Origin of the sequence: Streptosporangium sp. NPDC023963 (genome assembly GCF_040639135.1) — a bacterium.
In the GTDB taxonomy this organism is placed as follows: Bacteria; Actinomycetota; Actinomycetes; order Streptosporangiales; family Streptosporangiaceae; genus Streptosporangium.
This window is the reverse complement of sequence record NZ_JBEZZK010000024.1, coordinates 21849-46529: the sequence shown is the minus strand read 5'-3', so window position 1 is coordinate 46529 and position 24681 is coordinate 21849. Positions and strand designations below refer to the sequence as shown.

Annotated in this window: 24 protein-coding genes and 1 pseudogene; 12 read left to right on the top strand and 13 right to left on the bottom strand. The window is 70.4% G+C overall.

The window, feature by feature from the left end; translation table 11 throughout:
• Positions 1-22: 22 nt before the first annotated feature.
• Complete coding sequence (locus AB0F88_RS41275) at positions 23-955, bottom strand: zinc-binding dehydrogenase (protein ID WP_362697030.1); 933 nt, start codon at positions 953-955, stop codon at positions 23-25.
• 159 nt (positions 956-1114) lie between these two features.
• Here AB0F88_RS41275 and AB0F88_RS41270 point away from each other — a divergent pair, with 159 nt between their 5' ends.
• A complete protein-coding gene (locus tag AB0F88_RS41270) occupies positions 1115-1669 on the top strand; it encodes a helix-turn-helix domain-containing protein (RefSeq protein WP_362697028.1) in 555 nt (184 codons plus the stop codon).
• A gap of 192 nt (positions 1670-1861) precedes the next feature.
• Complete coding sequence (locus tag AB0F88_RS41265; RefSeq protein WP_362697026.1) at positions 1862-2116, top strand: helix-turn-helix transcriptional regulator; 255 nt, start codon at positions 1862-1864, stop codon at positions 2114-2116.
• Positions 2117-2216: 100 nt separating this feature from the next.
• On the opposite strand, the gene AB0F88_RS41260 is transcribed toward AB0F88_RS41265, so the two are convergent.
• A complete protein-coding gene (locus tag AB0F88_RS41260) occupies positions 2217-3266 on the bottom strand; it encodes a tyrosine-type recombinase/integrase (protein ID WP_362697024.1) in 1050 nt (349 codons plus the stop codon).
• Positions 3267-3606: 340 nt separating this feature from the next.
• On the bottom strand, positions 3607-4068 hold the full coding sequence (locus AB0F88_RS41255; RefSeq protein ID WP_362697022.1) for a hypothetical protein: 462 nt from the start codon (positions 4066-4068) through the stop codon (positions 3607-3609).
• 1111 nt (positions 4069-5179) lie between these two features.
• On the opposite strand from AB0F88_RS41255, the gene AB0F88_RS41250 reads away from it, so the two are divergent.
• The 3 genes from AB0F88_RS41250 to AB0F88_RS41240 all read left to right on the top strand — a co-directional run bounded on the left by AB0F88_RS41250 (position 5180) and on the right by AB0F88_RS41240 (position 8036).
• Entirely contained in the window at positions 5180-5770 is a 591-nt protein-coding gene (locus AB0F88_RS41250; protein WP_362697020.1) for an HIT family protein, read from the top strand.
• Positions 5771-6237: 467 nt separating this feature from the next.
• Complete coding sequence (locus AB0F88_RS41245) at positions 6238-6852, top strand: class I SAM-dependent methyltransferase (RefSeq protein WP_362697018.1); 615 nt, start codon at positions 6238-6240, stop codon at positions 6850-6852.
• Between the two features lie 128 nt (positions 6853-6980).
• Complete coding sequence (locus tag AB0F88_RS41240) at positions 6981-8036, top strand: zinc-binding alcohol dehydrogenase family protein (protein WP_362697016.1); 1056 nt, start codon at positions 6981-6983, stop codon at positions 8034-8036.
• Here the strand turns inward: AB0F88_RS41240 and AB0F88_RS41235 are convergent.
• Entirely contained in the window at positions 8033-8356 is a 324-nt protein-coding gene (locus AB0F88_RS41235; protein WP_362697014.1) for a hypothetical protein, read from the bottom strand. The two genes, AB0F88_RS41240 and AB0F88_RS41235, sit on opposite strands and share 4 nt — an antisense overlap.
• 416 nt (positions 8357-8772) lie before the next feature.
• On the opposite strand from AB0F88_RS41235, the gene AB0F88_RS41230 reads away from it, so the two are divergent.
• The 5 genes from AB0F88_RS41230 (at position 8773) to AB0F88_RS41210 (ending at position 13105) form a co-directional block, all read left to right on the top strand.
• The gene (locus AB0F88_RS41230) at positions 8773-9156 is read left to right on the top strand and encodes a DUF4389 domain-containing protein (protein ID WP_362697012.1); all 384 of its coding nucleotides are present in this window, start codon (positions 8773-8775) and stop codon (positions 9154-9156) included.
• A 657-nt stretch (positions 9157-9813) separates the two neighbouring features.
• Positions 9814-10524 carry a PAS domain-containing protein gene (locus AB0F88_RS41225; RefSeq protein ID WP_362697010.1) on the top strand — a complete coding sequence of 237 codons (711 nt, stop codon included), beginning with the start codon at positions 9814-9816 and terminating at the stop codon, positions 10522-10524.
• Between the two features lie 4 nt (positions 10525-10528).
• Complete coding sequence (locus tag AB0F88_RS41220; RefSeq protein ID WP_362697008.1) at positions 10529-10966, top strand: RidA family protein; 438 nt, start codon at positions 10529-10531, stop codon at positions 10964-10966.
• A complete protein-coding gene (locus AB0F88_RS41215; protein WP_362697006.1) occupies positions 10950-11939 on the top strand; it encodes an ornithine cyclodeaminase family protein in 990 nt (329 codons plus the stop codon). The genes AB0F88_RS41220 and AB0F88_RS41215 overlap by 17 nt, the downstream gene beginning before the upstream one ends.
• Positions 11936-13105: a DSD1 family PLP-dependent enzyme gene (locus AB0F88_RS41210; RefSeq protein ID WP_362697004.1), complete on the top strand. Its 1170-nt coding sequence runs from the start codon at positions 11936-11938 to the stop codon at positions 13103-13105. Before AB0F88_RS41215 ends, AB0F88_RS41210 begins: the two co-directional genes overlap by 4 nt.
• On the opposite strand, the gene AB0F88_RS41205 is transcribed toward AB0F88_RS41210, so the two are convergent.
• The 4 genes from AB0F88_RS41205 to AB0F88_RS41190 all read right to left on the bottom strand — a co-directional run bounded on the left by AB0F88_RS41205 (position 13092) and on the right by AB0F88_RS41190 (position 17378).
• Positions 13092-13247, bottom strand: a complete 156-nt coding sequence (locus AB0F88_RS41205; protein WP_362697002.1) for a hypothetical protein — start codon at positions 13245-13247, stop codon at positions 13092-13094. The genes AB0F88_RS41210 and AB0F88_RS41205 overlap by 14 nt on opposite strands.
• A 511-nt stretch (positions 13248-13758) precedes the next feature.
• The gene (locus tag AB0F88_RS41200) at positions 13759-14619 is read right to left on the bottom strand and encodes a universal stress protein (protein ID WP_362697000.1); all 861 of its coding nucleotides are present in this window, start codon (positions 14617-14619) and stop codon (positions 13759-13761) included.
• Positions 14620-15023: 404 nt separating this feature from the next.
• Positions 15024-15992: a cytochrome d ubiquinol oxidase subunit II gene (gene cydB / locus AB0F88_RS41195; protein WP_362696998.1), complete on the bottom strand. Its 969-nt coding sequence runs from the start codon at positions 15990-15992 to the stop codon at positions 15024-15026.
• A 12-nt stretch (positions 15993-16004) separates the two neighbouring features.
• Positions 16005-17378, bottom strand: coding sequence for a cytochrome ubiquinol oxidase subunit I (locus AB0F88_RS41190; RefSeq protein ID WP_362696996.1), 1374 nt, complete (start codon positions 17376-17378; stop codon positions 16005-16007).
• Between the two features lie 488 nt (positions 17379-17866).
• Between AB0F88_RS41190 and AB0F88_RS41185 the strand changes: the two genes are divergently transcribed.
• Both AB0F88_RS41185 and AB0F88_RS41180 read left to right on the top strand, forming a co-directional pair.
• Positions 17867-18007 (top strand): hypothetical protein, encoded by a 141-nt coding sequence (locus AB0F88_RS41185; RefSeq protein ID WP_362696994.1) that lies wholly within the window; start codon positions 17867-17869, stop codon positions 18005-18007.
• A gap of 210 nt (positions 18008-18217) precedes the next feature.
• Entirely contained in the window at positions 18218-18874 is a 657-nt protein-coding gene (locus tag AB0F88_RS41180) for a hypothetical protein (protein ID WP_362696992.1), read from the top strand.
• Positions 18875-18950: 76 nt separating this feature from the next.
• On the opposite strand, the gene AB0F88_RS41175 is transcribed toward AB0F88_RS41180, so the two are convergent.
• From AB0F88_RS41175 to AB0F88_RS41155, 5 genes and pseudogenes are all read right to left on the bottom strand, one after another.
• The gene (locus AB0F88_RS41175) at positions 18951-19604 is read right to left on the bottom strand and encodes a hypothetical protein (RefSeq protein ID WP_362696990.1); all 654 of its coding nucleotides are present in this window, start codon (positions 19602-19604) and stop codon (positions 18951-18953) included.
• 54 nt (positions 19605-19658) lie between these two features.
• A pseudogene (locus tag AB0F88_RS41170) lies at positions 19659-19874 on the bottom strand (glyceraldehyde 3-phosphate dehydrogenase NAD-binding domain-containing protein); the annotation flags it as partial.
• A 191-nt stretch (positions 19875-20065) separates the two neighbouring features.
• A complete protein-coding gene (locus AB0F88_RS41165) occupies positions 20066-21847 on the bottom strand; it encodes a wax ester/triacylglycerol synthase domain-containing protein (protein WP_362696988.1) in 1782 nt (593 codons plus the stop codon).
• A gap of 98 nt (positions 21848-21945) precedes the next feature.
• Positions 21946-23568: an ABC transporter permease gene (locus AB0F88_RS41160; protein WP_362696986.1), complete on the bottom strand. Its 1623-nt coding sequence runs from the start codon at positions 23566-23568 to the stop codon at positions 21946-21948.
• Positions 23565-24566: an ABC transporter ATP-binding protein gene (locus AB0F88_RS41155; RefSeq protein ID WP_362696984.1), complete on the bottom strand. Its 1002-nt coding sequence runs from the start codon at positions 24564-24566 to the stop codon at positions 23565-23567. The genes AB0F88_RS41160 and AB0F88_RS41155 overlap by 4 nt, the downstream gene beginning before the upstream one ends.
• Positions 24567-24681: the final 115 nt, after the last annotated feature.

Genomic DNA, 24681 nt, shown 5'->3' with positions numbered 1-24681 from the left:
GGTCAAATCCCCGGGCCCGTGCCTATACGGCCGGGGCCGAGGTGACGTCGATGACGGCCTTGCCGGTGACCTTCCGCTCGCGGACCGCCCGTACCGCCTCCTCGGCCCGCTCCCAGGGACCGCGCCAGCCGACCTGCGCCGACAGCGCCCCCGAGGCGAGCAGCCCGGCCAGCAGGCCCAGGTCGGCGCCGACGGCGGCGGCGTCACCGAAGGAGCTCAAAGTGCGGGCCGCGCCGGGAAAGAAGGTCGAGCCGGGAGGGAAGACGGCGGGCTCGCCGCCTGCCCAGCCGATGCTCTGCAGGGTGGCGCCGGGGGCCAGCAGCGCCCAGGCGGCCACCAGGTAGGGTCCGCCGACGGTCTCCAGCACCACGTCGACCGGCTCGGCCACCTGCCGCAGGCCGGTGAGGCCCACGACGACCTCGTGGGCGCCCAGCGCGGTCAGGTCGGGTGCGCAGGCGCCGTCACGGACCGAGGCCAGAACGTGGGCCCCGGCCCGGGCGGCCAGCTGCACGCCGTAGCGGCCCACGGCGCCGCTCGCCCCGGTGATCAGCACCCGCCGGCCCAGGACGGAGCCGGCGGCGCGCAGGGTACGCAGGACCGTCATGCCCGCCATGGGCAGTGCCGCGGCCTCGGCCAGGGCGGCTCCCCGCGGCAGGGGGGCGACGTCGGCACTGGAGACCGCCAGCAGCTCGGCCCACGCGCCCGGGCCGAAGGCCAGCACCCGGGTGCCCGCCGCCGGGCCGGTGCCGTCGGCCGCAGGGCGCACGACGACTCCGGCGGCGTCGTAGCCGCCCACGTGACCGGCGGGCAGCTGGGCGAGCATGCCCAGCTCGCCGGGGTTGAGGGAGGCGTGGCGCACCTGGACGAGCAGCTGGCCGGGGCCGGGTTCGGGGTCGGCGGCCTCACCCAGGCGCAGACCGCAGGGGAGCGAGGGATCGACGACGAGAGCGCGCATGGCGGATGCTCCTGACCGGGAGAGGCGGCGCACGAGAACCCCCGCACACCGAACAAAACGGACTAATAGTCCGGTTACATGTGGGCTAATATACGGACTAATAGTCCGGTTACGCAAACGCGACCGGTTACCTGTCACCTGAGAAAAAAGGGGAGAGCGATGGGCGAACGCGCCGACGCCGCCCGCAACCGCCACGCCATCCTGCGCGCCACAGAGGAACTGCTGGCCACCCACGGCGCCCACATCTCCCTGGACCAGGTCGCCGCGCACGCCCAGGTCGGCAAGGGCACCGTCTTCCGGCGCTTCGGCAGCCGCACCGGCCTGATGCAGGCCCTGCTGCAGGAGCGGGCCGTGCAACTGCGCGAGGCACTGGAGTCGGGGCCGGCACCCCTGGGACCCGGCGCGCCGCCCGCCGAGCGCATCGTCGCCTTCCTCGACGCCCTCTCCCAGCTGGCCGCCGGCAACCTCGCCCTGCTGGCCGCCCACGAACGCTCCTGCGCCACCGACCGACACGCCGACCCCACCTACGTGCGCTGGCACGCCCACCTGGAAACCCTGATCGCCCAGGCCCGCCCCGACCTGGACGCCACCTTCGTGGCCCACGCCCTGCTGGGCATGTTCGACGCCGACATGGTGCGCCGCCTCACCCGGGAGGGCGACCCCGGCAGGTTCGCCCGCTCACTGCGCCAGCTGGTGGGGGAGCTGCTGGCCTGAACCAGCCCGACCGTCTGAACCAGCCCAGCCGCCTGAACCGGCCCGACCGGCGCCGCGCCCTGCGGCGGGCGAGACCGCCGACCCCGAACCCGGCCCCGGCCGGCTGCCCGTCCAGGTGCGCCACGCCTCCCTCAACCCCGGCGCCGGCCACCTCGACCGGTATTGTTATCACCGCTTGCTAGGATCCGGTCCATGGTGCGACCCCCGCTGACCGAACTCGACCGCGAACGCGGCCACCGCCTGGGCGCCATCCTGCGCCAGGCACGCGGCACGCGCAGCATGACCGAAGTGGCCGCCGCCGCCGGACTGTCCGCGGAGACCCTCCGCAAGATCGAGACAGGCCGCATCCCCACCCCGGCCTTCTTCACCGTCGCCGCCCTGGCCCACGCCCTCAACGTCTCCCTGGACGTCCTGGCCCAGGTCTACGCCGAAGAACGCGCCGCCTGACCACCCACCCCGACCACCCCGAAGCCGGTGACCCCGCGACAGAGAACCCGCCGGGGAGCCCACCGCACCCCACCACCCGGCCGATGACCGGCTCGACCGATCAGCTCGACGCCGGACCGCGCAGCAACGGATGCGACCGCATCGCCACCTCCAGCTCCCCGGGCAGCTCATCGCGGTAACGCCCCAGCGTCGCCAGATCACTGTGCCCCAGAACCCGCCGCACCGCGTCCATGTCCACCGCGTCGGCCAGCAGGTGAGTGGCCGTGGTATGCCGCAACCCGTGCGGCGTCACCGAACGACGACGATCGGGATCCACCCTGCGCTGCACCCGGTCGATCACCGCCTGCACATCCCCCCGCGCCAGACGCCGCCCCCGCCACGACAACAACAACGCCTTGTCGGCCGAGGCCATCCGCCCATGCAGCAGATAGGCCTGCAGCACCAGCGCGACATCATCGGGCAGCGGCACATCCCGCGTCTTGCCGCCCTTACCGAAGATCCGCCAGTACCGCACCCCGTCGTTGGTGTAGAAGTCCTCCACATTGGCCCGCACCAGCTCCGACACCCGCGGCCCCATCGTCGACAACATCAACACGATCAGCCCGTCACGCAACTCGGTGTGCTGGTCACGCCGCCGCACCCGCCCCGCACCCGCCGCACCCGCCACGGGCGCCTCCGACGCCTCCGACGCACCACCGCCCGGCCCGCCACCCAGCTCACGCGCCGCACCGATCAGCCCCCGCGCCTGCTCGCGGGTCAACGCCCGCCGCTCGGGCCGCAACCCCCCGCGCTCCCGGGCCGTCACCGTCGCCATCGCCATCGGATTGACCTGCACCCACCCCGCCAGCACCGCGTGCTTGAACAACGCCGAGATCGACCGCCGAAACCGCGCCTGGGAGGAGGCCGACTGCGTGGCACCCGCCTGCTCGCCGGGCTGCGAGCGCCGCCGGCCGTCGGGCTTGCGGGCGAAGGCCAGCAAGACGGCGTCCACGTCCTCGCCGCTCAGGTCGTCCAGCACCACCTCCTCACCCACCAGATCCACGAAGGTGGCCACATCACGCGCGTACACCTCCGCCGTCGACACCGACAGCGCGCCGGTCAGGGTCTTGGCCCGCACCAGCTCCACGTAACGATCGGCCGACTCGCCCACACTGAGACGATTCAGATCAGCAGGCCGCATGATCCCGGCGACACCCCTCCCGCATCCGGGCCGCCGTCAACGGCCGCTCACCCCGCACCAGTGCCACATCCGCGCCCGCCGAAACACCGCCACCGGCGCCCGCCCGCCACGCCGCCGTCACCGGCCACGACCCGGACGACCCGGACGGCACCGCCGGCCACGACCGCGGGGGAGCGGCCCACCCGGCAGATCACCGATCATGCACATCCCCCCACGGTAGACGAACGCCCGCGCCCGCAGGGCCCGCGCGAAAAGTCCCGCCCACCCCGGCCCTGAGGCGCCGCGTCCCTCACCCAGGCGGCCGTCCCGCTCAGCGGGTGTCCCCGGCGCCCTCCGCCACCCTGGCGCTCGCGGCGGCATACTCCTCGGCGGTCATGCCGCGGTCGGGGTAGCGCTGGTTGAGGTCATGCTGGTCCTCGGCCCACTGCCGGTAGGCCCGCCGTACGGTGAGCTCGTCGGAATCGACGACATGGGCGATCTGCGTCCACGTGACCCCGGCCAGCAACGCGTGGTGAACGTTGGAGGGATGACGCACCGTACGCGCGACGCACTCCGCCAGCGCCAGCAGCTCGACGTGCTCGTCCACGGTCAGCGCGGGCCGCTCCTCGGCCCCGTGCCGGGCAGGATCATAGACTCCCCGGGCCACCAGCTCGGCCCGGGCACGAGCCGACGCGTTCTTGGCGGCCAGCTCGTTGTAGCGCTCCAGCTGCCGGCCGACAGGCATGTCGAAGCGGGCGTCGCGCCAGGTGGTGATGTGCTCAGGCACGCTCATGACGACTTCTCCAATACGGTCGGGGGCCCGGCGGGTGATCCGGCCGAAAAGCACTCGCGAAGATCGCGAAAGGGGTTCGGTGGCGACCCGCTCAGGACGCCTCACCCCAGGTCGCCCCACATGCTCCCCGAGGCGGGACCCGGCCGTTACCCCAGCCGGTGCGGGATCGGATCTCGGACACCCCATGGAGCATAGTGCGGTGCGACGTACCCGATCGCGGGGGAGAAGCCGGAAGCGGACTGCTCAACTCATACGTATACGCCCTGGCTCGATCATCGGCGAGGACGACAATCGGTGAGAACGACGCATCTCGAGAGCTCGCCACCCGGCCGAGGAAACCCGGTGTCCTGCACCGGAAACCCGCCGGCGCGGAGGTCCCGACGCAACGAGGTGGGACGCCGCCGGCGGATGAGGGCGCAGACCGGACGAAGCCGGCAGCATCAATGCAGGTCAGGACATATTTTCAGGGCATATTTCGCCGGATTTGGCCGTTGCCCGGCCGAGTGCCTTCAGGGGGAGCGCGGGCAGGGCGGCCGGTCCTCACGCATGAAAGCACTCCCAGTAACAAAACCGACAATCAGTACATATTCGTTCTCGCGACGGGGGAGAGGCCGCCCGTGCGCCGACATCGCCAAATCGCCAAATCGCCGACAGGCTTGCGCCCGCAGCCGGGCGGTTGCCCCCTGAAGGCCTGCGCGTCCTCCAGGTGAGCACGACCATCGAACGGATCACTCAAGAAGATCATGATCGCGGCGATGATCATGATCGAAAGCGGGTTGGACGATCATGCTCGCAACGCGGGCCGGGTGAGACGCGAGACCCGGCGTACGCCCGCAAAGATCTTCACCGAGCGGGTCGCGTGAGCCGGGCCGGGTCTGTGGTTCGAGCAGGTGGCCCGGAGGTGGGGCGATAAGGCGACAGATTAACACCATTCGTCTTATACCAGACAGAAGGTCAATTCTGTCTGGTATAAGATCTCATGATTTATGGGCGTTCTTCGCGTCGCTGTCTCGTCTCACGGAACTTGGCCCCCGTCTCACTAAAGTGGCCCCACGCGTGATTTCGTCTCAGCGAAATGGCTCCGGTTTCGCCAAGGCTTAGGGTGACGGGCATGAGCGAGGAGATGTCTTCTGGTGTGATCCGTTCGGCGATCGTCGGTTCCGGCACGGGAGAGGCCGTGATCGCCGCTGAGACCCGGCAGAAAGTGGGTTTTGACCTTGCTTCTTACGTCCGGCGCAGCCAAGGCGGGCCTTGTTTCATCTGTGCACTACTGGCCGGCGACCCCGGCTACGATCTTGAACAAATCGTCTTCGAGGACGAGCATCACGTCGCCTTCCTGGATCGCTATCCCACGATGCCCGGTAAAGTCCTGGTGGCCCCGAAGGCTCACGTCGAGCATGTGATCCGTGACCTCGACGAAGCGGCCTACCTGCGGTTGATGCTGACAGTTCGCCTGATCGCTCTCGCCGTTGAGGAAGCCGTCCCGTCCGAGCGCACCTATCTGCTCTCGCTGGGCAGTCAGCAGGGCAACGCCCACCTTCACTGGCACATTGCCCCGTTGCCGCCTGGAACCCCCTACGAGCAGCAGCAGTACCACGCCCTGATGACTGAGAACGGCGTGCTCCCCTGGACAATGCGCCAGGCCGTTGACCTCGCCGAACGCCTCCGCGCGATCCTGGCCAAGCGCAGTGGAAGTATGTGATCTTGACTGCGGTCACTGTCCCTTGTTCTACAGGGCCACTTTGCTGAGATAAACGCGATCGCGGGACCATTTTCGTGAGACGACTCAACCGCCTGGCTAGACACTATGCGTGAACGCCCACTTCACAGGCTCCAACCACGGGGCCATTTTCGTGAGACGGGGCCACTTTGCTTGAGACAGGACAGTCGCTGTCCTGTCTCACGGAAGTCGGCCCCTGTCTCACCACCTTGGCCCCACCTTGGCCCCACGCGTGATTTCGTCTCAGCGAAATGCTCCTTGAGTCTCGTTCCCGGGCCCACATGGGTGATCGTCTTCTCAGCAAAACGGCCCCGCGCTCTCGTCCGCCCGGTTCCCGCGGGGCCCGGTCCTGTGACGGTTGATCTTCCTCTTTGCCGGTGAATCTTGGGCAAGCTCGGGTTTCTGCCGTTGCGCTCCTACGATGGCCGTTGCGCTCCTACGATGATCCGATGCGCCAGGCCGACCCGAAGCCCTACTGGAACACCAACGTCGCCCGGCACCCGGGCATCCTCCGCGCCGTCCCCGAGGGGTGCGGCGATGCGCTGGACGTCGGCTGCGGTGACGGTCTGCTCGCGCGGAAGCTGGCCGAGCGGGCAGAGCGCGTCACCGGTATCGACAGCTCGCCACAGATGATCGCCCGCGCCCGTGAACTCGCCCCCGGCCCTTCGGATCTCACCTTCGTCGAGGGTGACTTCCTTACCGCGGACCTTCCCGCTGCGGGCTATGACTTCATCTGCTCGGTGTCTGCGATCCATCACATGGACTTCGAGTCGGCCCTGGCGCGCATGCGCCGGATGCTGCGCCCTGGCGGCACGTTGGTGGTGGTCGGCCTGGCCTGCGAGACGACCCCGGCGGAGTGGGCGGCGACGATCGCGGCTGCCCCCGTCGTGCGGATCGTCAAGGTGCTGCGTCGCGCGCACGGCCCGGAGGGGATGCCGGTCGCCGCCCCGCCGATGAGTTACGGGCAGGTGCGGGCCGCGGCGCGGCGGCTGCTGCCCGGCATGCGCTATCGCCGGCATGTGCTCCGCCGGTATTCGCTGACCTGGGAGAAGCCCGGCCGCTAGCTGTGCTGTTTCGATCACGCCAGGTCGCGCCAGGTCGCGCCAGGTCGTGCGGGGTCGTGTGAGTTCCCGGCTCGGGCCGGTGGGGTGTCGGTGGGGGCGTGCGCGGCGGTGCGTGTGACGATGGGAGGGTGACGCGGACGATGACCGCCTGGGTGGTTCGCCGCCCCGGGCCCATGGCCACCCACCCGCTGGAGCGGGTGCGGCTGCCGGTGCCCGAGCCCGCTGCCGGTGAGGTGCTCGTCCGGGTCGAGGTGTGCGCCGTCTGCCGCACCGATCTGCATCTGGCCGAGGGTGACCTGCTCCCCCGGCGGCCCGGTACGGTGCCCGGGCACGAGGTGGTCGGGCGTGTCGCGGACCGCGGCCCCGGAGCCGATCGGTTCTGCGTCGGCGCCCGGGTCGGTGTGGCCTGGCTTCGTTCCACCTGTGGTGAGTGCCGTTACTGCGCGCGGGGTGCGGAGAATCTGTGCCCGTACTCGCGCTACACCGGCTGGGACGCCGACGGCGGTTACGCCGAGTACCTGACCGTGCCGCAGGGCTTCGCCTATCCCCTGCCCGAGGATCAGCCTGCCGAGGAGCTGGCTCCGTTGCTGTGCGCGGGCATCATCGGCTACCGGGCGTTGCTGCGCGCGGAGTTGCCGCCGGGTGGGCGGCTGGGTGTGTACGGGTTCGGCGCCTCGGCCCACCTCACCGCTCAGGTCGCGCTCGCCCGGGGCGCCACGGTGCACGTGCTGACCCGTTCCGCGTCCGCCCGCGGGCTGGCCCTGGAGCTGGGCGTGGCCTCGGCGGGCGGCGCCTACGACGTTCCTCCCGAACCGTTGGACGCCGCCATTTTGTTCGCCCCGGTCGGCGACCTGGTCCCGGTGGCGCTGGCCGCCCTGGACCGCGGCGGCACCCTGGCCGTGGCCGGAATCCATCTCAGCGACATCCCGCCGCTGAACTACTGCGACCATCTGTTCCAGGAGCGTACGCTGCGTAGCGTCACCGCCAACACCCGCGCCGACGGCCGAGCCCTGCTGGAGCACACCGCCCGCCATCCACCACGCGTCACCACCACCGCCTACGACTTCGAGCGGGCCGACCAGGCGTTGGCGGACCTGGCCGCCGACCGGGTCACCGGCGCCGCCATCCTTCGCATCGGCGACAGCTCACCTGCCGCAGATCGCGGTGTCCGGCCGGTGGGTTAGCCGGTGAAGGGGGCACGACCCAGCGTGAGATAGATGATCGGCCCGATCGGCTGGATGAGCAACAGCGGCCACCACAGCGTCTTGGAACCCCGGATCTGGCCGGCGGGTCTGCACCACAGGTCGGCGGCCGCCGTAGCGGTGAGCGACAGCTCCACGGAGGCCAGCGTCAAGATCGCCGCCTGCTGCCGGGCGGAAAGGTCACTCCAGTGCTTGTGCGAACGTTTCACGAGTGGCTCCTCAGTAGTGAGCGACACCGGTTCGACGCGGAACGAAGCGACCGGCGCTTCTGGCTCTCCGGTGACGACGGTGCGGTCGGCCACAGCCGTCTCCTTCGAGAGATCCGTCTTCCTTCGTCTCCATCACACACCTGCGGGAGAGCCGCGGCACCGGTCGGACGTCAGTTGCCGCAAGGACCATCGTCCTGAGCCACCGCGCTGGCCAGCCTCCGCTCGACATCGGGTATGGAAACCGTCCAGGCCGTGAAACGCCTCATCATCGTGAGATCCGTGGTAACAGGGCCGCCGATCGTCATGACCGCCAGGCGTGGAAAACACCTGGAATCCAGGGCCATCAGCGCGGCAGTTCGGGGCCTTCAGCCGGTGGCGCGAGCGCGGCCGGCTGATGGGCTGGTGGGGGTAAGCCGTTCTCATCGGTGTCTCCCGGAAGGAGCCCGGACCATGAGCGCCTATCCCGTACGCGTGCGCGGCCACCTGGACGAGCCGCTGAGCCGTGGCCTGTGGCTGGTCAAGGGCTACTGGCACTCCCCCACTACCTTGTTCTGGGATTGCTGTGGTTCGCCTTCGCCGTCTTGACGGTGATCGCCTTCTTCGCGATCCTGTTCACCGGCCGCTACCCGCGTTCGATCTTCGAGTTCGTGCTGGGCATGAACCGGTGGACGCTGCGGGTGGCCGCCTATGCCACCCTGATGACCGACGTCTACCCGCTCTTCCGCCTCGATGCCGGTGAGGACGAACCCGCAGAAGGCCCCCAGCCTCCGCCGGCAGAGACCGGCCTTCCCCCGGCGGGCGGGAACCCCCTGCTCACAGGAGCGGAACCGGGAGCGGTCACCACCGTCCCGCCCCGGCAGCAGTCCCATGTGTGGTCGGCCCTGGAGTCCTAGCTTAGACACCAAGGGCGGCTGAGTAACGACGCCGCAGGCTTCGCTTCATGCTACGGACCGCATCCTCGCTCCCCCTCTTGCAGGGCCTTTGACGCTGGGCTTCGACCCCGCCCGTTTCCAGACGAGATCGCCAGCCTGCTACCGGGCCTCCTGGCAGCTACCCGGGCCGGACTTTCACCGGCGAGCGACGACGAGCTTACGAACAACAAGATGAGCCGCTATGTCACGGCTTCACCTCTGGTTCTGCTGGGCGCACGAAACGGCCTCAGTGTCCGCGCAGTCGTCACTTGGAGTCGGCGGACGTCCGCGCCACCGCCTACGGCACCGGTTCGCGCCTGTGACCTACTTGGCCGCTGGAGCGTGGCACGTTTGGCTCGTATTCCGGCCTCACCCCTACTGGCGAAGCGGCATCGGCCTGTCTTCGTCCTGGTCGGCCGGTACCAGCCAGCCCCAGTGCTGGACAATAACTCCAGAGATAGATAGATTGTCCATATAAAGCTGGACGAAAAATCCGAGAACATCGAATGCCGGTCCCTGCGCACGGCCGCAGGCTTGGCGAGAGCGAACTCCTGCGGCGCGTGGGTGAGTGCACAGAGCACCTGACGGAAGCAGGATCAGGAGATGAGTGGCAGTGACACCCCTACGGAGGGCCGGGCTATGACCTCGCAAGGCAACCGCCACGTGAGCGGCCAGGACGGCACGCAGCTACAGGCCGGGCGGCTCCCCGGGCCGGCGAGGTCAGGGGCGCCGGAGGACGAGCACCTCCTGGCCGAGGCGGAGAAGATCGCCCAGGCGCTGGGCCGCATGTTCCCCGGCATCTGCGAGGTCGTGCTGCACGACCTGCGCGATCCGGACCACGCCATCCGCTTCATCGAGAACAACCTGTCCGGACGCGAGGTGGGAGAGTCCGCCACGGAACTGGGTCTCGCCCGTATCAGGGACCCGCACTACCCCAGCGTCATCCAGAACTACGCCAACCAGTTCCCCGACGGACGCCCCGCGAAGAGCACCTCGATCGGGATCAAGAACGCCGCCGGGCAGTACATCGCCGCCCTCTGCCTGAACCTGGACATCTCAACGCTCTCGCCCATCACGCTGACGCTGTCGAACCTGGTCGCGACCGATCCCGAGAACCGGGACGTCCAGCTCGAGAGGCTGAGTGACCGGAGCCGCCGGGAACTGCGCGAAGTCATCGAGACGGCGGCCGCCGAGCGCTCCACAACCCCACGGGCCCTGCCCCGGGAAGCGAAGAAGGACCTGGTGCGACGCCTGTACGAGGACGGCTACTTCGACACCCGCAACGCCGCCCAGACCATCGCCGACCTCCTCGGCATCTCCCGAGCCAGCGTCTACTCCTACACGAAGTGAGACGATGGCCACCAGCGAGATCACCACGGGGAACGACCGCCCCCACATGGGCGGTACCCCGTCGATCCACACGTTCGACAGTCCGCAGCCGACACCGCCGGCAGACCACTCCTCGCATATCGCCACCCACCGCGGCGTGGCCTACATCTCCGGCCGGCTCCCCGTGACGCCCGACGACTCCCCCCTGGCCGGCGAGCCGTTCGAAGTCCAGGCACGCCAAGTGCTCAACAACCTCGATGCGTGTCCGGGCACGGCCGGCACCGGCAGCGAGAGGCAGATCTCGGTCGCCGTCTACCTGAGCGACATCGGTGACTGGTCGGCCTTCGACCAGGTGTACAAGGAGTGGCGCGGTACGACCAGGCCCGCGCGGGCCGTCGCCGGCGCCAGGGAGCTGCACCACGAGTCCGCGGTGGAGGTGCACGCAGTTGCAGCCCTCGACTGACCGCCACCCCGTGCCGAGCGCGGACCGGCTGCCGGGACCGTCCGGCCTGCTGTACATCACCGAGCAGCAGACCGCCACGCTGGTGGATGAGGTCCTCGCGTTCGACGCGGCCCGCGCCGCGTTCGCCGCCACCATGGACGCTACCGTCCTGCCCAGCCTTGTCGTGCATGGATCCGACCCACGCAATCAGTTCAGCCTCAAACCGTCCGCCTCCGCGACCCATGCCGGAGTGAAGATCGGTACCTTCTGGCCGGACAACCCCGCGCAGGGGCTGCCGCGGCACCACTCCACCCTGTTGCTGTTCGACCAGACCATCGGCAGGATCGCGGCCGTCCTGGAGGTCGGCACTGCCAACGCCTACCGGACCGCCGCCGCCGACGCCCTGGCGGTGGACCTTCTCGCCCGCACCGACGCCGCGACCCTGGCCGTTTTCGGCACCGGGCACCAGGCCGCCTACGAGGTCAGGGCCGTCTCGCGCGTACGACCCATCAGTACGGTGCTGGTCGTGGGACGGGACAAGGACCGCGCCGGCCGGCTGGCCGCACAGCTGACCTCAGAAGGCCACGACGCCCGGACCGTCAGCGCCGAGGAAGCCTGCGCACGGGCCGATGTCATCGTCACCGCCACCACCACCCGAGCCGACGCCCCGCCCCTGTTCGAGGCCGACTGGGTCCGCCCCGGCACCCACCTCTCCTGCATGGGCGCCGACGCCCCCGGCAAGCGGGAACTCCCGCCCGATCTGTTCGCCCGCGCCCGCGTCTTCTGCGATCTCCCCGAGCAGGCCCAGCGCATGGGCGAGAGCCAGCACGCCTCACAGGGCACAGAGCTCATCGCGCTCGGCGCCGTCCTTATCGGGCGCGCCCCGGGGCGGGGCGGCAACGACGACATCACGCTCTTCGACAGCTCCGGGATCGGGCTGCAGGACCTCTACCTGGGTCTGGCCCTCCTCAAGAAGATGGACATAACCCTGTGAACATCACCCCGCCCCCGGCCTCCGCGACGACGCTTGCCGACCCCGACACCCCGTTCGCCGTCGTCGACGTGCACAAGGCCCTGCGCAACATCGAACGACTGGCGAGGCGGGCCGACCGACTCGGGGTCACCCTGCGGCCGCACGTGAAGACGGCCAAGAGCCTCGACATCGCCGCCCTGATGCACGGCGGCACCCCGTGTCCGGTCACCGTCTCCACCCTCGCCGAGGCCGAGGCGTTCGCCGACGGCGGCTACACCGACATCACGTACGCCGTCGGCATCGACCCGCACAAGCTTCCCCGCGTCATCGCCCTCCTGCGCCGCGGCGTCACCCTGCGCGTCCTGCTCGACAGCCGCGAACAGGCCGCCTTCGTCGCCGACGCCTCCCGTAAAGCCGGTCTCGCCGTCCCGGCGCAGATCGAGATCGACTGCGACGGCCACCGCGGCGGCCTCAGGGCCGATGCCCCCGGACTCGTCGACATCGGCCGCATCCTGCACGAGGCCGGATGCCTCGACGGCGTTCTGACCCACGCGGGCGAGTCCTACTTCGCCTACACCCCGGAAGACCAGCGGCTGGCAGCCAAGAACGAACGCGACACCGCGGTCGCGGCAGCAGAGCGGCTGCGCGCCGCCGGTCTGCCCGTCAGCACGGTCAGCGTCGGCTCCACACCGACCGCGCACGCGGCCGAGGACCTCACCGGCGTCACCGAACTGCGCGCAGGCAACTACGTCTTCTTCGACCTCGTCATGGCCGGTCTGGGCGTCTGCCGCGTGGAAGACCTCGCCCTGTCGGTCGTCGTGACCGTCATCGGCCACCGCCCCGAGCACGGCTGGATCGTCACCGACGGCGGATGGATGGCCATGTCCCGGGACCGCGGCACCGCTGTCCAGGTCCAGGACCAGGGCTACGGCCTCGTCCTGGACCTGGCCGGAAACCCGATCCCGAACCTGATCACGAGCGCTGTGAGCCAGGAGCACGGCACTCTCACCGCCCGCGACGGCGCCGACCTGCCCGACCTGCCCGTCGGCACCCGGCTGCGCATCCTGCCCAACCACGCGTGCGCCACCGCCGCCCAGCACCGCGGCTATCACGTCATCGACAGCACCCAGCCCACGGACCCCGCACCCGCCATCCAGGCCCACTGGGAGCGCATCACCGGCTGGTGACCAGCAACAGGACCGCTGTCACCCTGCCGCCCGACTCGCCCTCACTGCCCGGCCTGCTCAACGACACCCCATGGCCACTGCCTTGCCCGTGACCTTCGGCGACGTCGGCGATGCCGCTGCCCGGCTCAACGGTATCGCCCACCACACCCCCGTTCACCGGAGCAACCCCCGCGTCCGTGGCCAACGAGCTGTTTCTCGCTGTTGACGACATCGCATGGCCAGCCGCGGAACACCCGTCGAGTCTCGCGTCTCCAGGCATCTCCGGCTCGGTCGCCCGCCGCAGGTGAGACGGCTACCGCTGTGAACGTCGCCGTGGTCACCCGCGCTGGGCGGGCCTGGCGACGCTCAGCGGTCACGGGCACCAGCCGTACCGGTCAAACCCGATGTACCGACCGCCCGGACAAGCAAGGGTTCGGCGAGCGGGAATCCACCATACGGTCTCGTTCATCCGGGGGCCTGGAAGTCTTTCATCGTGTCTCCGTACGCGTTCGGTCGGCGGCATCCGCCAGTGTGCGGGAGCGGGGCACGACGGCGGCCGGCGCCAGGTCGAGGCGCTTGTCCATGTCCAGGCGGAAGGTGCCGAGAGCGGCGGCTGCGGCGCCGAGGAACTGCTGCGGGTCCGCTCGTCGAGGGGACCCGCGGAGCTCGTGGTCTCAGGCGAGGGGTGAGCGGACCACGGCCACGGTGCCGCGGGCGTGGTGCAAGACGCCCCGGCTGACAGAGCCCAGGGCCAGCGACCCCAGAGCTCCCCGGCCGTGGGAGCCCACGACGACCAGGTCCGCTTCTTTCGACGCCGCGGTCAAGACCTCGACCGGATGCCCGCACCGGACGTCCTCGATGACCTTCACCTGCGGGTAGGTCTGCTGCCACGAGGTGAGCTTGTCGGCTGCGACCTGGTGCTGGGCGCGGCGGATCTCGTCCATGTCGTAGACGATCTCCGGGGCGTAGGCGTGCACCGGTGCCTGCCAGGCGTACAGGGCCCGCAGCGTGGCGTTGCGCAGCGAGGCCTGCTCGAAGGCATAGGCCAGCGCGGGATCGCACTGCGGGGAGTCGTCGATACCGACGACGATCTCCCCGTGAACGGTCCGGGGCCCGGAATGGACGACGACCACCGGACCGCGAGCGTGCCCGGCCACGTGCATGCTCACCGAGCCGAGCACGGCTTCGGCGAACCCGCCCAGGCCCCTGCTGCCGACCACGATCTCGGTGGCGCCGGCGGCCTGGTCGCGCAGGACCACCGGGGGTGCGCCCTGGATCGTCTGGGTGGTGACCTCGACCTCGGGCCGGCGTTCGCGGACGAGGGCCTCGGCTTCGGCCAGGACCCGCTCCGCGTTGCGGGTCAGGGGATCCTCCCACTCGGGGGCGGAGAACTTCGGGATGTCGTACGGCAAGAGGTTCAGGGCGAAGACGATGCGCAGCGGAGCACGCATGCGCGCCGCGTCGTCGGCGGCCCATTCCACGGCGGCGGAAGCGGCGGCCGAACCATCGGTGCCCACGATCACGGGATCGGACATGGTCGTTCTCCTTCGTGTTTCTTTGTCTTTCCCCCATCTCAGCGTTTCCCCGCGAGGACGTACCAGGGCCGGTCGGCCCATGACCGCGGGCCTATCGGCCGTAGTCTGCGCCGGGTCGGCGCGTGGGAATTGCGGAGTGGGTGTCCGGGAAGACCCGGGTGGTGTCATGGCGCTGGTGGAGGTCGGCGTTCCCGTTGCCGGGCGTGGCGATGCCGACTCTGGGCTGGGTGTTGCGGCAAGGCGATGGTCATGCGGCGGATGGTGGTTGCGTCCGGCCCGTGAGCGGTGAGCAGGTCGGCCTCGTGCCGAGGCCGGCGGGTGCGGCGTGCCGAGCCTGCAGGCTGGTGAGCCGGTCTAAGGTGCGGTAGAAGCATCGGTTGCCGGCTGGGCAGTGGTCGAGATCGTCAGGTCGCGCCGGTGAGGCGGCGGCGAAACACCCAGTACGTCCACGCCTGGTAGGCCAGCACCACGGGTGTGAAGATGGCCGCGACCCAGGTCATCACCGTCAGCGTGTACGGCGAGGAGGCGGCGTTGGTCACTGTGAGGCTGTTGGCCGGATCCAGGGCGGGCAGCACGTTCGGCCACAGGCCGCTGAACAGGGCGGTCACCAGCGCGATCACGGCGATCGCGCTGGCGGTGAACGCCCACCCGTCGCGGCCGCGTAGCGTCGCGGCCAGGGCGCCGGTCAGGCCGAGCGCGACCAGTGCCACCGCGGCCCACCAGATCGGCTTGCCACCGCCTGCGAACAGCAGGAACGCGATCACCACCGCGATCGTCACCGGGGCCAGGCTCTTGGCCGTGCGGGAGGCGCTCTGGCGTAGCTCGCCCGTGGTGCGCAGGGTCAGGAAGATGGCGCCGTGCAGGGTGAACAGCAGGAGTGTGGCCAGCCCGCCGAGCAGCGCGAACGGGTTGAGAAGGGTCAGCAGGGTGCCGGTGTATTCGTGGTCGGCGTCCAAGGGGACGCCGCGCAGGATGTTGGCGAAGGCGACGCCCCACAGGAAGGCCGGGCCGAGGGAGCCCCAGAAGAAGGCCCGGTCCCAGCCGCGCGTGCTGTCGGATTTGCCGCGGTACTCCAGCGCCACCCCGCGTGCGATCAGGGCCAGCAGGATGAGGAACAGCGGCAGGTAGAAGCCGCTGAACAAGGTGGCGTACCACTCGGGGAACGCGGCGAACGTGGCGCCGCCGGCCACCAGGAGCCACACCTCGTTGCCGTCCCACACCGGGCCGATCGTCGTGACGATGGTGCGCCGGTCGGTCTCCCCTCTGCTGAGGAAGGGCAGCAGGATGCCGACGCCGAAGTCGAAGCCCTCGAGAACGAAGTAGCCGGTCCACAGCACGGCGATCAGTACGAACCAGACAGTGGTGAGTTCCATGGCGGGGATCCCTCAGTAGCTCAGCGCGGGCGCGGGGGTTTCCAGGGCGGGCTCCTCGTGCGGCCCGATGCGGATGAATTTGATCAGCAGCCGCACCTCGATCACCGCCAGCACGGCGTAGGCGAGGGTGAAGCCGGTCAATGTGATCGCCGCCGAGGCGACGTCGACGCTGGGCGACACGGCCGCGGCGGTGCGCATCAGGCCGAAGACGGCCCACGGCTGGCGGCCCATCTCGGTGAAGATCCAGCCCAGGCTGTTGGCCAGGAACGGCAGCCCGATCCCGGCGATGGCCAGCCGGTAGGCCCAGCGGCTCGACGGCAGCCGGCCGCGCCGGGTCAGCCACAGACCGGCCAGTGCCAGCAGCGCCGACAACGCCCCGAAGCCGATCATCAGCCGGAACGACCAGTAGGCCAGCCCGACCACCGGCCGGTAGTCGCCCGGCCCGTACAGGGCCTGGTAGCGGGCCTGGATGTCGTTGACGCCCTCGACCTTCCCGTCCAGGGTGTTGGTGGACAGCAGGCTCAGCCCGTGGGGGATCTGCACGTTGATGTGGTTGCGGCCGTTCTCGACGTCGCCGACGGCGAACAGTGAGAAGCCGGCCGCGCTCTCGTCCTCCCACAGGGCCTCGGCGGCGGCCATCTTCATCGGCTGCTGCTCGGTCATGATCTGCGCCTGCCAGTGGCCGGACATCGACACCCCGATCGCCGCCACCGCGCTGATGGCCAGCGCCAGCCGCGCCGACGTGCGAAACAGCGGGACGTCTCGCTCGCGCAGCAGGAACCACGCGCTGATGCCCAGCACGAACGCGCCGGCCGTCAGGAACGCGCCGAAGATGACGTGCGGGAAGGTGACCAGGGTGGTCGAGTTGGTGAGTACCGCCCAGATGTCGGTCAGCTCGGCGCGGCCGTTGTCGATGCGGTAGCCGACCGGGTGCTGCATCCAGGAGTTGGCCGCCAGGATGAAATAGGCCGAGATGTTGGTGCCGATCGCGGCCAGCCAGATGGTGGCCAGGTGCAGCCGGGGCGGCAGCTTGTCCCACCCGAAGATCCACAATCCGAGGAACGTCGACTCCAGGAAGAACGCCATCAGCCCTTCCATGGCCAGCGGCGCCCCGAACACGTCCCCGACGAAGCGCGAGTAATCACTCCAGTTCATTCCGAACTGGAACTCCTGCACGATCCCCGTCACCACGCCCATCGCGAAGTTGATCAGAAACAGGCGCCCCCAGAACCGGGTCAGCCGCAGGTACTGCGGCTTCTTCGTCCGGTACCAGGCCGTCTGCAGCCCTGCCACGATGATTGACAAGCCGATCGTGAGCGGCACGAACAAGAAGTGGTAGACGGTCGTGATACCGAACTGCCAGCGCGAGAGGTCGAGCACATCCATGCCGCCAGGCTGGAGGACGGCCGCTTCGTCCCGTAGAGCCGAGCGGCCCCTGCCCCGGGGGACCTTGGTCCCGCGCCTGCCACCGGCGTTCCCGGCTACTGCGTGTCCTGCCGGTTTCGACGGCTCGGATCTGGGCGTCGCGCGCCAGAACGACTTTCACCTGCGGGTAGGTCTGCCGCTACGAGGTGAGAGGGCCCGCGGCGTGGCGCCGCGCAGCGTACGGGCCCCTGCCGGTGACCACGATCTCGGTGGCGCCGGCGGCTTGGTCGCGCAGGACCACCGCTCCCCCGTCTCCGCGTTCCTGCGCGAGGACACAACCAGGGCCGGTCGGCCCACGCCCGTGGGCCCATCGGCCGTGGTCTGCGGCTGGGTCGGCGCGGACACTGAGGGCGTGGACGATCCGTCCGTGCGTGACGACGGGATCGAGCCGGATGCGGTCATCGTGCGTCCCGGCACGTCCCGGACCGGAAAGAGGAAGAGGAGCGACGATGGCCCGCCAGATTGCCATGACCTATCAGCCCCCCTCCGTGGCGGGTCTTGAGGCCCGCATCCATGACCTGGAGATTCAGGTCGCCCACCTCACGGAACTGGTCGAGGCGCTGATACAAGCGCCCACGACCCGCTTCTGACCGGATGGGGCCGCCGGAGCCCGAAACGGAGAGCAAGGCGGCCATCGCCACGGGGACGATCCGTCTGCTCGACGCGTCGGCCGACGGCACTGTCGGTGTCGACGGCCCGCAGCGCCGGCGGTCCTTCGGCCCCGCATTCCAGGCTTTCGACTCCGAAACGACCCGTGGCCACATACATGGCGTCGAAGAGAAACGCCACAGGAGAGCGTGATGAACACCGCAATGAACACCCCAATGAACACCGTGCTGAAGTCATCTGTCCGGATGGGGTTACTGGCCGCGGGCATCGCCGCGGCGGCCTACCCGCTGCTGCTCCGCAGATGGTGCCTGACCTGGGGAGCGACTCATGACGAGGCGGGAAGTGTGTTGCCCGGGGACGAACTGCTGCCCGGGCCCTGCCTGGTCGCCACCCGCGCCGTCACCGTCGACGCGCCGCCCGGTGCCGTCTGGCCGTGGCTGGTGCAGATGGGCAGCGGTCGCGGGGGCGCCTACACCTACGACTGGATCGAGAACCTCTTCGGTCTGAACATGCACAGCGCCGACGAGATCCTGCCGCGGTTCCAGGGCCTCAAGGCCGGCGACGTCCTGCCTTTGGGGGCGACCGGCCCGCGGATGCGCGCGCAGGTCGTGCAGGCCGAACAGGCACTGGTGTTCTGGTCCGAGGACGGCAACTGGGTGTGGGCCTTCGTCTTGCGTCCCGAAGGGGAGATGACCAGGCTCATCAGCCGCAACCGGATCGCGGCCCCTGACGCCGGCCCGCTCGGGCGGCTGGTCACCCTGCTCATGGAGCCGGGCAGCCTGATCATGGAACGCAAGATGCTCCTGGGCGTCAAAGAGCGGGCCGAACGCCTGGCGCGCATCGGGTGACCGCGCCGGTCGACGGGGTGTTCCCCTCGGCGGCGGGCCGGTGACCCGCCGCCGAGGGATGCGTCACGGATCGCGGCTACCGCTGCGCGGCCATGCGGGCGGCCATCTCCACCAGCCGGCCGGCGTAACCGCCCTCGTTGTCGTACCAGCCGAAGACCTTGACCAGCTCGCCGCTCGCCTGGGTGAGGGCGGAGTCGAAGACGCAGGAGGCGGGGTCGCCGATGATGTCGCGGGAGACCAGCGGGGCGGTGCTGTAGCGCAGGATGCCCTTCAGCTCTCCCCCGGCCGCCTCGGCGAAGGCCTGGTTGACCTCCTCGGCGGTGACCGGACGGGCCAGCAGCGCCGACAGGTCGGTCAGTGGACCGTCCTCCACCGGCACCCGCAGGGCGGTGCCGTCGAGCCGTCCGGCCAGCTCGGGCAGGACCTCGCCCACCATGCGGGCCGCGCCGGTGGTGGTGGGGATGATGTTGACCCCGGCGGACCGGGCCCGGCGCGGGTCCTTGTGCGGGGCGTCCAGTAGCCGCTGGTCGCCGGTGTAGGCGTGCACCGTCGTCATGAACCCCTTGACCAGGCCGAAGCTCTCGTGCAGCACCTTGACCATCGGCGCGACGCAGTTGGTGGTGCAGGAGGCCAGGGAGATGATCTCGTGGTGGGCCGGGTCGTAGGCGGCATCGTTGACGCCGGGCACGATGGTGGCGTCGGTGTTCTTGCCCGGGACGGAGATGAGCACCCGGCGGGCGCCGCCCTTGAGATGGACGGCCGTCTGGTCACGGGTGCGGAACCTGCCGGTGGCCTCGATGACCAGGTCGGCTCCGCAGGCGGCCCAGTCGATGTCCGCCGGGTCGCGGTGCGCGGCGACCGGGATGCTGCGGCCGCCGACATCGATCGAGGTCGCCGAGGAGGCGACCGGGAGGCCGAAGGGGCCATAGGTGGAGTCGAACGCCAGCAGGTGCGCCAGAGCGGGGGCGTCGGCGAGGTCGTTGATCGCGACGACCTCCAGGCCCGCGGGCAGCGCGCGTCACAGGAAGGCTCTGCCGATGCGGCCGAATCCGTTGATGCCGATTTTCATGGTGGTTCCTTCCGACATGGGGTTCTGATCTCATCGTCCGGCGCCGGGGCCCGGTGCTGTAGGGACCAAGGGGCCGGCGAAGCGGCACGATGGCCCGGTGACGGGAGGACCTACGGCCCTGCTCACACGGCAGGGCCGGCAACAAAGGGAGGGCCCTGGCTTTCAGGGAGGGCGTGAGGCGCGCCAAGGCCGGCGAGTTCGGTCCGCAGGGCGGCGACCAGGACGGGCAGGTCGGGAATGTGGTCGGGGTCGGCGATGAGCGCGATCGTGAGCGTCCCGGCATAGGACAGGATGTCGAAGCTCACCGGAATGTTGCCGCTCTCGGAGACCGCGAGCGGGACGAGCGTGCGGATCGCGGCGTCGGCGAAGGTCAGTGGCCGGTCGGGGCCGCGCACGTTGCTCACCAGCGTGTGGATGCGGCGCTGACGCCGCATGAACCAGCGGTAGAGACCGAGCCGAATCGCGCCGCGCAGCAGCGGGGTCAGCAGGGCGATGACGGGCGGACCCGACATCCGTTCCTTGCTTGCCGCCAGGATGGCGGCGACTTTCTCCAGGCGCCCGGTTGGGTCGCCCGTGGCGGGAAGGGTCACCACCAGCGGGCGGGCCTCGTTGCCCAGCCGGTCGCCGGCGGCGACGCGACGGCCGGCCACCATGATCCCCACGGTGAGGGTGTCGGCGGCCTCGCCTCGGTGGGTCAGCAGCGCACGCAGCGCACCGGTGATCGCGGTCAGCAGGGCGTCGTTGACGGTCCCGCCGCAGCGGTGAGCCGCCGTCCGGAGCTCGGCCAGATCGGTTCGGACCACCTCCACCCGGCGCCGGGGCCCGGTCGGCCGCAGCAGCGAGCACCGGGCGGCCGCTACCGGATGGAGCTCGTCCCCGGCCGAGGTGACCGCGCGTACGGCACGCCACAACAGCGACGGCCGGGGCCGTGCCCGCAGCCGCTCGCGGAGGGCGTCGGCGGCGAGCGCGGGAAGCGAGGGCGGGCGCCGGGGAAAGGCGAAAGACGCCGACGTAGCTGTCTCGTCCACCAGCTCGGCGAGTACGGCCAGCCCGCCGATGCCGTCAGCCAGCACGTGGTCCACGACCATGACCAGCCCGGTCGCACCATCGGCCAGGCCCGTGACGAACACCGCCGCCCACAGCGGCCGGTCCCTTGGCAGCCGCTCGCACACCACGGCGGTGGCCGCATCCAGCAGCGCACGCTCATCCCCCGGCGGCGGGCAGCGCATGCTCCGCACGTGCGATCCGACGTCGAAGGCCGGGTCGTCCACCCACACCGGACGGCCGCATCCCGGCGGCACCCGCAGCAGGCGCTGCCGCAGCCGCGGGACGGACCGGATCCGCTCGGCGAGCACTTCTCGTGCGGCCGCCGGGTCGAATCCGGGTCCCGCCGCCAGCACCAGCAGTGCCCCCATCTGCTGAGGCACCGGTCCGGACGCACCCATCGCCAGCATCGCCAGATCCGTGGGACCGGCACGTTCAATCGCCTGCCGTGGACCGGTCATCGTTTCCCCGAGGTCGAGAGGGTCCAGATGTACGGTGACCGCGACGGCCTCCTCCACCGGCATGATCAGCTTGTCGCGGCCGATGGCCCGCCCGACCGCCAGCAGTGCAGCGCGCACCCGCTCGGGATCACGACTGACATCCGCCCGCCCGGCGCGCTCGACGCCCCGCAGGGTGAGCCGCAGCGAAGCCCCGCCCTCCAGGTTGCGCCACCACACCCGCGACCGCTTGCTGACCAGCGTCAGCCCCTGACCGTTGTAGGCGTACTGCGCCGGAACCACGACGGTGGCGCCGCTGCGCCGGCCGGTGATGGCCAGCAGGACGACCCGCCGGGAGATCAGAGCATGCCACGGGGAGCGCAGCAGCCGGCGCACCAGCGGATCGACCAGGTGCCTTTGCACCCGGTCCGCGACCCGGTGCGGCCGCCGGCCCGGCGGGGGCGCGACGGGCGGGACTGCAGGTGCTCTCCGCCCTGTACCCGTCTTGCGGCCGGCTCCTGTCATGAGGGCGCACCACCTCTCGTCCGCCGGCTGTTCACGACGGCGACGGCCAGAACCGCTGCCAGCGTCCAGGCGGCCACGACCGCCAGGTCCGCCCACGGCCAAGGGCGGCCCGCCGGGTCCAGCGCGGCCAGCAGCGCGTGCGAGACGTGCTTGAGCGGGAGCACGTCCCCGGCCCTCTCCAGCACATCGGGCAGCGGCCCGCCGACGACGAACACGTCCGAGACGAAGGCCATCGGCAGGAAGGTGCCCAGGGTGATCGCGTTCGCGGCCGGAGCGCGGGGTACCAGTGTCGCCACCAGCGCTCCCAAAGCGGCGAAGCACGCCACCCCGAGCAGCACCGTCACCAAAATCGCGGGGATCGCCAAGAGTCCGATCCGGACGCCGTAGCCGAATGTCGCGACCAGCGCCAGCACGACGGCGGTGGCCAGCGTCACCCACAGCGCGCAGGTGATCCAGCCCGCGTAATAGGCCCAGTTCGGCAGTGGTGTGCCGGCCAGCCGCTTGAGCACGCCCCGGTCCCGGTCGCCGGTGACGGCCTCGGCGAGGTTGACGTAGGCCGACACCCCGACCGTGTAAGTGATCATCGCGGCCAGCATGAACAGCGGCAGCCGTACCCCCTCCACTCGCACCTCGCCGAAGACCAGCGAGATGAGCACCAGCAGCAGCACCGGCAGCAGCACGGTGAAGAACGCCGTGGACGGGTCCCGGCGGAGCCGGAGCGTGGCGTGCGCGGCCTGGTCGCCGATCAGCCGCCAGGCCGGAGGGCGGCCCTCGGGACGCGGCAGGTGACCGGACCCCATCTGCGCCGGGCTCAGGGCGGGCGCCGTCTGCGCCGTCCCCGCCTTCTCTCGCGTCGGCGGACGTTCCCAGCGAAAGCGCCACACCGCCACCGCCCCCGCACCCAGTCCCCAGGCCGCCAGGACGGCCAGGTGGTCACCGTGGAAGCCTGCTCCGTGCAGGAAGGGGTTGAAGTCATCGCGTACGGCCTCGGCGAAATGGCGTAGCGGGAAGAGCCAGCCGACGGTCTCCAGCCAGGCCGGCATCCGGGCGCCGACCAAGATGATGTCGGAGATGAACGCCAGCGCCAGCAGCAGACCGGTGCCGATCAGCTGCACCGCCGCCGCGTTGCGCACCAGCGCGACGATGGCGAAGCCGAGCGCGGTGAAGCACAGTGCACCCAGCAGCAGAGTGAGCAGCAGCGCCAGCATCGTGCGCCATAGCAGGTGTACGTCGTAGAAGACCAGCCCCGCCCCGAGCAGCACGACGACCGTCGCCAGCGCGATCGCCAGGGACGCGCCGGCCAGTCCGGCCATCAGCGCCCAGGCCGGTACCGGGGTGCCGCGCATGCGCTTGAGCCAGCCGCGATCGCGCAGGTCCGCCAGGTGGATGGCCAGGGCGCCGAAGCAGCCCTGGGCGATGCCGAACACGGTCATGACCGGGACGACGAACTGCATCACGCGCACGCCGGAGGCGGGATCGACGGTCTCGTTGCCCACCGCCGCGCCGACGATCACCGTCATCAGCAGCGGCATCGCGACGGTGAAGAACGCCGCGACCGGTGTGCGCAGGAACGAGAGCGTCTCGTGCCGGGCCAGGCGGGCGACCAGGCGGACGTTCATGACCGCCTCCCGGGTGCGGGCTCTTCCTCGGTGACCGGGCTCTTCCTCGTCGCGGGCCCGAGGCCCGCCTCGGGTGTGGGCGGTGGGCCGCCGGAGCGTTCATCGGCCTCCTCGACGAGGTCGAGATAGACCTCCTCCAGGCTCGGCCGCGACAGCGTCAGCGAGGTCAGCTCCGCTCCCCGCTCCAGGGCCCACCCGGTCAGGGTGTGCATGTCACGGGCAGGCTCGGTGGTCCGTACGGCCACCGCCGCGCCGCGCGGCTCGATCACCCCCGTGAGGACGGGCAGGTCGGCCGGGGCCGTGCCTTCGGGCAGCTGGAAGGACAGCACGCTGCCCCGGCCGCTGCCGCCGAGTGTGTCCGGCGCGCCGACGGCCACGAGCCGTCCCGCGCGCAGCACCGCGACCCGGTCGGCCAGGTGCTGGGCCTCGTCCATGTAGTGGGTGGTGAGCAGGATCGTGGTGCCCAGGGCGCGCAGACCCTCGATCAGCTCCCACGCGCGGTGCCGGGCCGAGGGGTCGAACCCGGTGGTCGGCTCGTCCAGGAACAGCAGGTCGGGCCGGCCCACCAGTCCCAGCGCCAGATCCAGGCGGCGTCTTTGCCCGCCGGACAGGGTACGGACCCGGGCGTCCTTCTTGTCAGCCAGCCCGACCTGCTCGATCACCTCGTCCGGGCGGCGCGGATGCGGGTAGAGGCCCGCGTACAGCCGGACCAGTTCGGCGACGGTGAACTCCTCCTCGAATCCGGCCTCCTGCAGCACGATCCCGATGCGTTCGCGGTAGGCGCGCCCGCCGGTGGCCGGGTCGAACCCCAGTACCGAGACCGTGCCGCCGTCGCGGTCACGGTGGCCCTCCAGGATCTCCACCGCGGTGGTCTTACCGGCACCGTTGGGCCCCAGCAGGGCGAACACCTCGCCTTCGGCGACGGTGAAGCTCACTCCGTCGAGCGCGCGTACCGGCCCGTAGTGCTTGCGCAGCCCATCGACGATCACCGCGGTCATGTCGGCTCCTCCCTCGGGGATTTTGATGATCCGCCGCCGCACCGGGATCGGGCAGAGTCATAGGACGCGTGAGCGCAGGGCCTTTGGGCCTTACCGGCAGGCCCCGGTGGACCTG